At 41.4% G+C, this 11,797-nt stretch carries 9 protein-coding genes and 1 pseudogene; 3 read left to right on the top strand and 7 right to left on the bottom strand.

The genetic code is table 11. From position 1 onward, the window contains the following. The first annotated feature begins 135 nt into the window (after positions 1-135). The gene (locus FDX19_RS13630) at positions 136-1,056 is read left to right on the top strand and encodes a bacteriophage abortive infection AbiH family protein (RefSeq protein ID WP_249357555.1); all 921 of its coding nucleotides are present in this window, start codon (positions 136-138) and stop codon (positions 1,054-1,056) included. Positions 1,057-1,150: 94 nt separating this feature from the next. Beyond that, positions 1,151-1,309, top strand: coding sequence for a hypothetical protein (locus FDX19_RS25115; RefSeq protein WP_170974382.1), 159 nt, complete (start codon positions 1,151-1,153; stop codon positions 1,307-1,309). 111 nt (positions 1,310-1,420) lie between these two features. On the opposite strand, the gene FDX19_RS13625 is transcribed toward FDX19_RS25115, so the two are convergent. From FDX19_RS13625 to FDX19_RS13615, 3 genes are all read right to left on the bottom strand, one after another. Continuing rightward, a complete protein-coding gene (locus tag FDX19_RS13625) occupies positions 1,421-4,696 on the bottom strand; it encodes a hypothetical protein (RefSeq protein ID WP_137383131.1) in 3,276 nt (1,091 codons plus the stop codon). Between the two features lie 15 nt (positions 4,697-4,711). After that, entirely contained in the window at positions 4,712-5,041 is a 330-nt protein-coding gene (locus FDX19_RS13620) for a hypothetical protein (protein WP_137383130.1), read from the bottom strand. Between the two features lie 133 nt (positions 5,042-5,174). Beyond that, positions 5,175-8,777, bottom strand: coding sequence for an AAA domain-containing protein (locus FDX19_RS13615; RefSeq protein WP_137383129.1), 3,603 nt, complete (start codon positions 8,775-8,777; stop codon positions 5,175-5,177). Between the two features lie 176 nt (positions 8,778-8,953). Between FDX19_RS13615 and FDX19_RS25480 the strand changes: the two are divergent. Then, positions 8,954-9,644: pseudogene (locus FDX19_RS25480) on the top strand (tyrosine-type recombinase/integrase); the annotation flags it as partial. 132 nt (positions 9,645-9,776) lie between these two features. Here the strand turns inward: FDX19_RS25480 and FDX19_RS13600 are convergent. The 4 genes from FDX19_RS13600 to FDX19_RS25110 all read right to left on the bottom strand — a co-directional run bounded on the left by FDX19_RS13600 (position 9,777) and on the right by FDX19_RS25110 (position 11,762). Continuing rightward, positions 9,777-10,358, bottom strand: a complete 582-nt coding sequence (locus tag FDX19_RS13600) for a hypothetical protein (protein ID WP_137383127.1) — start codon at positions 10,356-10,358, stop codon at positions 9,777-9,779. Positions 10,359-10,664: 306 nt separating this feature from the next. Next, positions 10,665-11,012, bottom strand: coding sequence for a putative T6SS immunity periplasmic lipoprotein (locus FDX19_RS25695; protein WP_368666076.1), 348 nt, complete (start codon positions 11,010-11,012; stop codon positions 10,665-10,667). Beyond that, complete coding sequence (locus FDX19_RS13595; RefSeq protein WP_137383126.1) at positions 10,975-11,487, bottom strand: hypothetical protein; 513 nt, start codon at positions 11,485-11,487, stop codon at positions 10,975-10,977. Before FDX19_RS13595 ends, FDX19_RS25695 begins: the two co-directional genes overlap by 38 nt. Positions 11,488-11,603: 116 nt before the next feature. After that, positions 11,604-11,762: a hypothetical protein gene (locus tag FDX19_RS25110; RefSeq protein ID WP_170974381.1), complete on the bottom strand. Its 159-nt coding sequence runs from the start codon at positions 11,760-11,762 to the stop codon at positions 11,604-11,606. Positions 11,763-11,797 lie beyond the last annotated feature (35 nt).

Genomic DNA, 11,797 nt, shown 5'->3' with positions numbered 1-11,797 from the left:
GTTGCATCGACCCATTGAACTCACAGCACTAAGCAGACGATTTGGCTGAGATGAAGGCCCGCCTTGAGCGAACTATGGAAGTTCGCAGATGTTTTTACATCTGATGAAGGCATTACTTAAAGGAGGGTAGTCAACGTGGAGCCGGTCAGGTTAGTATCTTCTTACAATTCGACTAAGGGAAAAATGATGAGGCTTTACATAATAGGGAACGGATTTGACATTCGACATGGCTTACCAACAGAATACAAGCACTTTAAGTCGTATGTAGCAAAAAATGACCAAGCATTATATGACGCAATAGAAGAATACATTCCTACTGGAGACGAGTGGGGCGAGTTAGAAAGTGCTTTAGGTAACATTGATTATGAGCTTATCCTTCAAAACAGTGAGATGTTTTTGGCTTCGTACAATACCGATGATTGGAGCGATGCCTATCATCACGATTACCCATATGAAGTAGATAAAATCACACGGATGCTGTCAGCTCGCTTGAAGGGGCAATTCGCTGATTGGGTTAAAGGGATTAACATAGCCGATGCTTACAATTCTGAGCAATATATCCCACCTATACCAAGAGAAAGTCTATATTTTTCATTTAATTATACAAACACCTTGCAGCAGATCTATGCCGTTCCAGACGCGCGAATTATACATATTCACGGCAATTGTAGTTACGATGACGATCTCATACTGGGTCACAGTTTTAGGGTGGAAAAATCACTAAATCCATATATAGGACCGGATCAAGATACAAGAATAGCAGAGGCATACGACAGCATAGACAAATACTTCGGTAATACATTCAAGCCCAGCGAAGACATAATTAAAGAAGAGAGCATTTTTTTCTCGTCGCTTAAAAATGTGGATGAGGTCATTGTTTTAGGACATTCGCTTTCTGAAGTGGACGGTGAATACTTTGCTGAAATAAATAAAAGCATCCAAGAAAATGCTCGATGGATAGTTGCTTTATATGAAGGTGAGGAAAAGTCAGGCAGTTTAGAAGATTATGATGTCAGAGACTCAAATATTTATTACGTACAATATGAAAATATCTGAATGAGACTTCAAATTACAAGCATAATGGTAATCCCCTCTAAAAACCGGTGTGTTCATAAGTAGAATTTTCTCGTAATCTGAACCGGAGATCTCTATGAAAAAATCACGTTTCACTGACAGCCAGATCATGTCCATCCTGAAGCAAGTCGAGGCCGGAATGCCGGTGGCAGAAGCCGCGTACCAACGGGGAACATTATGGCCTAAACGTGTTTCTCTTATGGATGACTGGAGTTGTTACTGTGAATCGTTATGATGATCTGCATATAATCGTTATTAGAGAGCTCTACGATAGTTAAAAGTAAGTCCAGAAACAGAGTGTCTTGATATTTGTATCGTGGTCGCTCTGTTTCTTCTTGGAACATGGTTATTTTAGTAGCGAATTCATATAATCAATGTCAAGGAAATGCCCCCAAATAAATGAGCTAAATAATGTGAAAATATATCTAATATATTGAGGGTGCTGTGATAATATCGGGTTTGAGATAAGTTTTTTTGTAAAGTCTACAATTTTATCTTCTGCAAAACGATTGTCAGATTGATCGATAATGAGTTGGCAGCAAGTATTAAACAACAATGTAATGCTATCATTGAAAGATGGTTGTTCAGTAATGTTGTTATTCTGTATGTTTAGGTACATTTTAAGTAATGGAGTCGTTAATGTGATAACAAGAAATTTAGATAATGAATCATAATTATGAAATGTATGTCCGTATCGCTTTAATAATTCAATGGATAATATTATATGCTCTTTTTTACCTGAATGAGCTAATTCTATTGTGTCATTATAACTTATAGGTATTGGTAAGTAGGTAAAAATATGTTTTGCATAGGCGTGTTTTTTTTCGTCAAGCTGCATTGTAGATAATAGGTTTGAAATGAAAGCAGATGAATTCAGTATCGTGGTATTTGGTTTGACTTTATTTATAAATATAGATAGATAATTATCGGTTATAAAATATGGAGTCGATGTAGATAATGCATACTTCATGGTGGAATAAACGGAATTATCTAAGAAGTCTCTCATTTCATTCAAGTGGTTTGGGGTGTCTTGTATAGGTATGGTTTTTATTTCACAATGGTTTAATAAATTAGTTAATGAATGGCGAGTTAATTCTGTTTGTTTCTGAATATCTTTTGCCGTGATTTTATAGAGGCTATCTTCTTGTACTCCAATTGATAAATATTCTGGGTTTTCAAGATGTTGAAGCCATTGGTGGATATAATAATGAGTTTCTGGAGTAATGTGAATTTTTATAGAATTTCTTTGTATACCAGCATCCAACTGCATAAGTGCCAGATAAACTAGACCATAAATATCAGTCAATATTGAATTGGTATTTTCTATTGAACCTGTTGGAAATGCAAGCGATTTAGCTATTGCTGGGTCTTCTAGTAATTGAATTGCAATTTTTACTGGGTTGCTTTTATTAATCTCTTTCCCTTTTATATATAACGGTAGGTGATCGTTGTTGATAATTGATTCAATTGTTTCGTTATGAGAAAACTTCAGTAGTTCATCTTTCAATTTATCGAGCATCTTTTCTGGATCAGAGGGTATTTCTATTGCTTTTATGGGAAATGTTTCATCAGGATGTTCATTTGTGATTTTTAATGCATAGCGAAAGATAGCAGCATAAGGATCTATATCTTCAATAACTTCAATTTCGTCCAGTGAATACCGTTTTTTCTCTCCAATGATCAATTCTTTTAATAGTTCACCATATGATGAATAGATAGAGATCAATGCCTCCTGTTCATTTTCTGGCGCTATATCAGCAATAATAATTTCTTGCGTTCTATCATTCTTTTTTAGTTTAATAGCGCGGATTATATTGACGATGGAGTACGGATTTTTTATTTCTTTTACTGCGATTGATTTTTGTAATTGAGCAGAAAAATGCAACCGTAAAATAGATGAGGCATATTTTTTAGGATTTGTAATGAAAAATTCAGCTAAGATATTTTCAGCATAGTGATAGTCAATAAGATTTGCGATAGTAAATAACAGATGCATGGATTCATCTAAAGAATGGAAAACTTCCCGTGGAATTTTAGATAGAATTTTTGGAGTGCTCGAAGCATCTATTTTATATACACATTGTATCAGAACAGACCATGCTTCAATAAATAGAGGATTAAGCTCAATCGATTTTTCTAATGCATGCTGTGCGCTTTCCCATCTGTATTCAGCATAATAGAGTTTTGCTTGGTAAAACCAAATTTGACAGTTCCAATATTTTTTCTCTATCTTTTCAAGACACTGAGAAAGTACTGATAATTGTTCAGCGAAAATAAGCGAGTCAAAATAGGTGAGAACGAGAGGAGAAGGCCATAGAATTTTAGGTAGATGTATTTCTGCGAATTGGTAGCTTTCGGTAGCAAGGCCTATATATGTTAAATGTTGACACAAATTAATAATAGCACTGCTTGAAACTTTATAAATATCACTAAGTGCAAGTAATAATTTCAACTCGGCCTTTAATTTTATTTTGTATAAAAAATCGCTCTTTTCATTTGTCAGCAATTTTGCTTTGAGAGTGATAAATTGGAAAGAGAACTCTAAATTTTCATTGCTAATGTTTTCTTTTAAATCAAAATCGATTATTTTTTTTCTTAAGTTATCTTTAATATAGATACCACGATCTTTTGCCTCGAGTAAAACGATCAGTTGTTCACGCGCTAGCCCTCTGATCGGGTCTATCCTATTTAGTTCTTTTTTGATGCTTTTATCATCCACAGGAATTATAGAATTAATAAAAACAGCCATGTCGGGATGTATTTTTGACAATTCTTCTTTATGCTTCATTGCTAAATGAATGAGCTGTACGTCATTTGTTCTTGTTAGTGATATGAGGTTAGCGAGTCCGCATAGAAGATATCTGTTATCAGCGTAATCATTAAATAGCCTCAAAATATCTGCTGAGTTATGATATATTCCATCATATATGTCTTTGTTTAAAGAAAAAATATCTTTGTCTTTGTAGACTGTAGCTAACTCAGTAACTTGTATATAGATCGAAAAAATTTGATTATTTATTGAAGGAAATTTATGGTTTAAATCATCTGCAATTTCTTTTGCTAAAGCCCAGTTATTTTCCCTGCTGGATCCTCTTGATAGACAATATAAGTCATCCTCACCGAATAACTCTTTATTTGAATTCCAGTAATCTGTAATTTCTGTATTATTGGCTATAAATTGATAGAAAAATAAATTGCTATATTTTTGTTTTGGTGAGCTATTATATATCGAGTTGAGCTGACTGACAGATTTGCTTTGTTGCTCAGTCAATATTATTATTGCAAACACAATATCTTTTATTTTTTCAGATAACTCATTGTTCTTGGCAAGATCAAATAATAAACTATTTTGCAACGTAGTACTTTGACCTTCAGAGTGTAATATGGCAATGTTTAATGTGTCTATGATTTTTTTAGCAAGATCTGTTGCAGGTGATTTATTTAATGTTTGAATAACAATTTTAGCTGCGGTGATGTCATTATTACGAAGATCTCTGAATATATCTTCTGCATAACGGTAAATATTGTCAGCCGTAAATTCTGGCGGATAATGGTTATGTACTATTTTAGGTCCATTAACGATATCACCAGAACCTGTATGTGAGGAGTTATAAGTATCCATAAATTTATAGTTCAGTTATTTATTGTAGACAATTTTATTACCGTTAACAATATCGCCAGTACCATTATGCGTACTGATATTATTGATAACTTGAGGCATTAAAGGGATATTTTTTAACTGTCCTATGAATTCGCTGTCAGAATCAATCCTGGCTTGAATTGCTGACTCACTCATGTCTCGATTGATTTCAAGATCAGTCGTTTTGCGAAGAATAAGTTGAGCGGCAGCATCATCTATAAACCATTTTTGAAGTGAATGTTTAAGGTGGTCTACGCTCATCACTGCGCCTGCTTTTAAACCATCATAAAGTACACCTGACAAAATTGTGCTTGTGATAAAATCCATAAGTCATCTCCCCAAAATTAGTGTCGATTTATTTTTGGACCTCAAATACATTGGGATCCAAGTTTGATAGTGGAACATTACCTCACCTACATGATGAGGTTTATTTCTGCTAAGGCCTTTTTTATCAGTCTTGTTACTCCAGTCTCAACCTGTCCCTAAGCTCCTTCACCAGCGTCACATCATCCAGCTCCGCGCTAATCTCATGACGAATAGCATTACTGAATTGCTCGCTACGCTCACAGCTATCATGATAACCATGTGACAGCCAGTTCCAGCTCCCGAGCACAATGTAACGACCATCGATCATCAGCACCTTTTCATGAGTACCTTCGGTCAGGCGGATAACATTGTCTTTTCCCAGTTGTTCGCGGTACTCAGCAATCAGAGTTTCATCATTATCCTCTGCACGGTCCAGACGTTGATGGTAGTAACCGTAGTAGACTTTAACGCTGACACCACGCCGCTGTGTTGCTACCAGTTGCGCCAGTTCCGGTCTTTGATATTGTTTACCACCCCGACGGATCCATGGAGTGATAATAACCAGCTCCTGTTCACACTGGCTCACCAGCGCACTGAATGCGGCGATATGTTCACAGTCGCGGTAATAGCGTTGTAGACGCGGTGTCTGGCTCAGGCTGTCGAAACTTGGATGTTGGCTACCCTGTTCAAGAAGGAAATCTTCAGCAACGCTGTCCGCAAGAACTTTCAGGTATCCACCTGCCTGCCGCAATCGGTGGTGGTTACCTACCACGATAAACTGCTGTTTCGCCCGTGAAACCACGACATTCAGCATGTTAGGCGCATCGTTCTGAAAATTTGGATTATCAAGAGGATGAAAAATTACCGGGCTGTAAATGATGACCTCAAAACCCACGCCCTGGAACTGATGCACTGTACCAATGCAGTTTTTCTGCCAGTGATTCATACGCTGGGCAAGGTGCTTGATCAGTAATGATTTCTGATTGCTATAGGGAGTGACGATGCCCACATCGGCAGTCAGATCGTAACCGGCTTCTTCCAGCTTATTCAGCAGTTGCTCAATAGCCTCGACTTCATCCAGATTGGTGTTAACCATATCGCCTTTCTGGCCCTCTACGCTGTAGAACATTAAATGATGCCCACCAGACTTCTCAAAGGCGCTGGCAATGTGGTCGGAAGGGGAGGCCGTTTCCACGCTGACGCCATGATAGCCCGCCAGCCGGATAAAGAGATCGGCAATGGGTTTCTGGCACCGGCGATGCTCATCGAGAATAATACCGTTGCCGGTATCATCCACTCGTCCAGAAAGTGTTCCTGCCGCGCGGTGCCAGCCTGTAACGCTTGCAGGTGAAACCCGTTCATATAACGTATTATTGTCAGCAAAATGACGTTCGCGCAGTTGTGTTTGCAGGTTTTCTGACAGGTTTCTGATGGGTTCGATTTGCAGAGGATCTCCGACAATCATCGCTTTCTCGCTGCGACTCAATAGTGGCACCAGAGATTCAAGCGAAATCATGCCTGCTTCATCGCACAGTGCCAGATGCCAGGGTTTGTGCCCCCTGAGTTCATCAAGTTTACGATAACCCGCCACTTTCCACGCGGAGACCAGCGTGGTTGCCATTACCGGATATACCAGTGACAGTGCGCGATAGAATTCATCCAGCTTATCCAGCCAGCGATAGTAGCCCGTACTGCGGCGATTACTCATCAGAGCCCGCCAGTGAGTCAGCACCTCTTCCAGCTCAATTTTTCGCTTCAGTTGCTCCTGCCAGAGATAGCCGATAGCAGCTTCAAACATTTCACGGTGCTGCCTGATGAAGCGTTTACGCAAAATGTCACACCAGTTACCTTCGGGGTAATGCTGTTGATACTGCGCTGTAACCTGTTGCGCTCGGATGACCCGCTGCCATTCTTTTCGGAGTGTTGCGATATCAGCACAAAGGCTCACCAGATTTTCTTCCTGCAGCGCATCGGGTTCGTCCTGCATGAGCAGTTCCAGCAGGGCCAGATTGTCTGGCTGATGTGACAGCATCTCTCCCGCATCAGCCAGAGCCGCTAACTGGCGATGGGGCAGGGAAGAAAGGCTGAAATGCTGAAAGTCCTCCGGCGCAGCAAGATTCATTTGTTGCAGCCGTGCCGGATATTTTCCCTCGAACAGGCGGGCCAGATGACGCTTTATCCCTTTACGGGGATAGTCGCGATAGTGCATTTCCAGAGCAGGGCGTAGTGGTGAATCCATCCAGCGCAGTATCTGTGCCAGATCATGTTGCTGCGGCCATGTCGCCTGCAATGTCTGGTAAATTCTGCTGGCCTGCAAACGCTGCGTTTTTATCTCTTGAAGTTCCTGCAGGCGTTGCTCCAGCTGGCTGGTTAAGTTGTCCAGATCGTCGGGATGATGCAGTGACACGTCAATCCCCAGGCGCTGTGCATGAGCGGCTACCAGGGGGATTTTTGCCATGAAGCGTGCCGGAAGCTCTTCTGCGTTGGTGGTGTTCAGACCACAATCCACAACAGACTGTATCGCGGTTGCCTTTTCATTCAGATACGCCCGGTAACAGGAGTTCAACTCGTCGCGATGCCTGAGCAGAACAGCTAAAAAATCGCGCTGGTGTTGTTCGTCATAGCTTTCCTGTCGCCAGCGGCTGATCAACTGCTCAAGCCGGGTAAGCTCATGCTGAACCTGTTCGTTCGATCCGCTATGAAACCATAACCAGTCAAGATCCTGGGTTGCAGGGTCACTGCGCAGATCGTCAATGATATTCTCCACCGCTTTTATTGCGGTGGACGTTACCAGCATGCCGAAGTTCTGGTCCTTTCCATCAGCGATTGCCAGTGCTCTGGCAACCAGCTGTTGTGCAATGAGTGACTTGAACAGCGTTGTTTTACCCGTACCCGGCGCGCCCTGCACGGCAATCAGGCGCTCATCCTGATTAATGGCCTGTATTGCCGCCATCTGTCCATGACCCAGCGAGTATTGTGTTTCAAACAAACCGCCGGTTACCACTTCATATATGTCAGGGGCATTCTCATCATGGTGAATATGGTTGAGATACTGCTCCAGTAGAGGGAAGTCACCAGCCGTGTTATCGCACAGCCAGCTAAAATCTTCCGCATCACGCTTGAGGTTGTAATCTTCATTATGCAGTGGAGCCACCAGGGCGTTAAACGCAGTTTCCAGTCCCTGATATTTGCGGTTTGATTGCTGAGCAACCCATACCTGAAGAGCGTCAAACGCCTCAAGGAAGGTGTCATATTTACACCCGGTGAGTGCGCTGACGATACTCATCATATGGCGGTTCTCACCCAGCTCATCCAGCTGGATGCCAAACATTTCGCGAAAAGCGAAGGGGAATGCGCTGACCAGTTGTCCGTCTTTAACGGGAACCAACAGTGAGGTATTACCCTGTTCAAAGAAAGATTTGGGGAGTGGAAAAGAGAACAGGGGCAGGTACTTTACGTTGGCCCTGCCGCGCTCATTTTCGATACAGCGCAACACCGGAAACAGCAGGTTGACAGGCTCAATATGGGTAATCTCACCCTTTTCACCATATTTGACGAAACGCCTGCGCCAGTTTTCGCGCATTTCAGGCGTAACGCGGAGTACTATGCCGCTCTGGTTTTCTTCACAGTTATCTTTACCGAGCATGAGCTGATGATGCTCATGTACCTGGCTGGCCGGTATTTTACTCTTTTCCGCACCGCTGAATTTCAAATAATCCTGCCATGCAGAGAGGATATCTTTAGAGGAATTTTTCATTATTCTGATAGTGCCTTGCTCAGCTCAACTCCCTGAAATTAATGACAACAGAATAACACAGGCTTGATAGTTTTAATCTGGGCCGTATGTCCTTATCTGTACGAAAATATGTAATTAGTTACAACATGCTGAATAAATATTAGTTTCGATAGATCAGTGTCTTATGTTATATCCGTCTTCTGGCGATACCTGAGTCTATCTGGTTAACTAAAAATGAAACCGCCAGCCGTGTGCGTGGCCGTATTGAAACCGTTCTGGATTATGCCAAAGCGAAAGAATATTTCGAGGGGGATAACCCGGCGGCCTGGAAAGGGATGCTGAAACCACTTTTGCCAATGCCTGGTAAGGTACAGAATAAAAAGCATCATGCTGCACTGCCATATGCCGAATTGGGTATGTTTATGGCAGAACTTCGTACAAGAACAGGGATTTCAGCCCGCGCACTGGAGTTCTCCATCCTGACTGTTTGCCCGTTCAGGTGAGATTCGTGGTGCTGAATGGGATGAAATTGACTTGAAGGCTAAAACATGGGTTATCCCGGCGGAAAGAATGAAAGCCAGTAAAGAGCATCGCGTTCCTTTATCTGACGCTGCGGTGGCTTTGTTAAAGGCGCTACCACGCTTTAAGGATAATAATCTTGTCTTTCCGGCCCCTCGTGGTGGGCAGCTCTCAGATATGTCATTAACAGCCGTCTTAAAACGTATGGACCGTAAAGATCTAACATAACATGGTTTCCGTTCAACGTTTCGTGAATGGGTAGGGGAGACAACGTTATACCAGCGGGAAGTTATTGAACACGCTCTGGCACATCAGTTAGCAGATAAGGCGGAACCTGCTTACCAGCGGGGGACTTTATGGCCGAAATGAGTTTCTCTGATGGATGAGTGGAGTGACTATTGTTATATTTCAGCTACATCATCGTAAGTGAGCATTGATTACGTATTGTACTTCAATGTTTAAGATACCTTTTGCTGGCGCTTTTCCAGTCGGATACGGGCCTTACACAGGTGTTCGTCCTGGAAATAATACCGCCAGTTCAGCCAGAGGTAGGCTCTGGTTTGCTTCCAGTCGTAGCAGTTCCTTCTGAGTCCATTTTTGCTGTACAGGTCTTGTTTCACTACCCGGTAAATTTAGGCCCAGTGAGTATGCCGCTTGTCTTACGGATACTCGAGTTCTGCCAGGTAAGCGTTCTGCTACAGCCATACCTTCCACAGGATAATACTGTACCAGAACCTGACGTTCCTGCTCATTCCAGTGGCGAGGGCTGTGAACATTCAGTTTATCTTTTATGAGGTAAATCGCCCTTCGTGTTCGTCCCGGCAGCAGTGACATTATCTGTGCAATTCCGCAGCCTGCCGTAAAATGAGTGCGGATGATTGCTTTTTCTTCCTCTGTCCAGGGCTGGTATGGATCCCTCAACCTTTTTTCTTGGTTGCGTACAACCCATCTGGCTGCATCCACCGTTCGTCCAAGCGTTTCTGCAATTAGTGTCGTTGGTATAATACCGTAGTTTTCTTCTACAAACTTAAATTCCTTGAATGTCCAGATAGTGCGGTACCTTCTGTTTTTATGTCTTTTCATTTATTGGATTGGAAAATTTTTGTTTGTCGATTATTTTGGAGTTCAGGCTGGCATACTGCTTTGGTTATTAAAACCCCTACCAGATTTAATTGCCCTGTGCGGCTAGTCTGAGTAGTTATTTAACTATGTTGCGCGGGGGAAATATTGTTCGTACCATTTGAATATTGCTGCAGGCAACAATTTTTAATTGGCTATAATGGGGATGGGCCAAAATGGTGCCTGAATCGTACGGTTTTGGAAAACAGCTACAGAAAAGGGTGTAGTCATTTGGCCATTGCTAAAAAGCTTGTAACTATGGGTGCCGAGTTAGGGAAAAGTAAAATCCACAGAATATCTTTTTACTGCCCCTGATGGGGTCATAACCATAAATATAGCAGCATACTTCTTACCTGAAATATATGTTCTATTAGGCAGGCAATGACCATAAGCCGGGGATATTTCATGCTTCATAGCCCGATCTTCTGATTTCGAATTTATTTCATAGATCAAATATCCTGTGTACATATCTCCTTTTGCAAGATCATCAGCGTGTATACAAACGGATTTTTCTGCAATCGAGACTTTACCCTTGTATGGATAGGATGGTTTATCACCAGAAACACACCCAGATAACAAACTAATCGCTATAAGGGAACTTACCGAGAATTTTAACATATTTTTGTTTTAACCCTTCAATATCACTTAAGGAAAATTTTCCTTTATAATTTCTATAGTTAATCCAATCATTAATTGTGTAGTTGCTAAGCAACCAATAATCAGACACTATACAGGCCTGCTGTTCCATTGGATAGGATTTTAAAAGTGAACCATCCAGGTCATAATAGTAACTCACAACTCCGGAAAATAGGCCTCTGGTTCTCACCATATATTCTTTCTGATGTTGCCATACATGCATCATTTCATGCATGAATAAATGCTGCTGGTTAATTCCTGCTAATGAAAAATCTGGTTCATAAGTATTTTTCATGTAGTACATTTCTCCATTTGGTGTCATGGCAACGTTATCTCGCTGCATGTCAAATGGTAAATAACTTTCATTATGAATTTTTACTTTATCATAGTCAATGCTGTCTTTATAGAGTTGTTTAGCTAAAGTGATTTCACCAGAAGTTAATGTGCGACCAGACATATATTATTCTCCTTATGTTATGTATACCCATAAAAAATCATCATTCTGATTGGGATATAAAATGCTATCCCTCTACTATCGCACTGAAATTTACTTCTACTCGCCGACGCTCTTAATTACCCATCATGAGTGAGGGAGTAGATCAGCGTGATGCCTTTATGTTCGGTAAAACGGATTGTTTTTGCGTCCCGCTCCAGAAAACGGAACCATTCTCCATCCATTGTCAATGCCATCCCACCGGTAGCGGTTGTCGCCCCGTTTTGTGACACGGTCATGTTCCTGCTCCTGTGCAATAAACTGCATTAGGGCA

The sequence above is a fragment of the Citrobacter sp. wls619 genome, assembly GCF_005281345.1.
Classification (GTDB): Bacteria; Pseudomonadota; Gammaproteobacteria; order Enterobacterales; family Enterobacteriaceae; genus Citrobacter.
The sequence above is the reverse complement of the archived record's forward strand: the minus strand, read 5'-3'. Positions and strand labels throughout refer to the sequence as shown.

Bases quoted from the DNA above. Each gene is read 5' to 3' on its own strand.
- FDX19_RS25115 (WP_170974382.1), top strand. From the start codon at position 1,151: ATGAAAAAATCACGTTTCACTGACAGCCAGATCATGTCCATCCTGAAG.
- FDX19_RS13625 (WP_137383131.1), bottom strand. From the start codon at position 4,696: ATGGATACTTATAACTCCTCACATACAGGTTCTGGTGATATCGTTAAT.
- FDX19_RS13620 (WP_137383130.1), bottom strand. From the start codon at position 5,041: ATGGATTTTATCACAAGCACAATTTTGTCAGGTGTACTTTATGATGGT.
- FDX19_RS13615 (WP_137383129.1), bottom strand. From the start codon at position 8,777: ATGAAAAATTCCTCTAAAGATATCCTCTCTGCATGGCAGGATTATTTG.
- FDX19_RS13600 (WP_137383127.1), bottom strand. From the start codon at position 10,358: ATGAAAAGACATAAAAACAGAAGGTACCGCACTATCTGGACATTCAAG.
- FDX19_RS25695 (WP_368666076.1), bottom strand. From the start codon at position 11,012: ATGTTAAAATTCTCGGTAAGTTCCCTTATAGCGATTAGTTTGTTATCT.
- FDX19_RS13595 (WP_137383126.1), bottom strand. From the start codon at position 11,487: ATGTCTGGTCGCACATTAACTTCTGGTGAAATCACTTTAGCTAAACAA.
- FDX19_RS25110 (WP_170974381.1), bottom strand. From the start codon at position 11,762: ATGACCGTGTCACAAAACGGGGCGACAACCGCTACCGGTGGGATGGCA.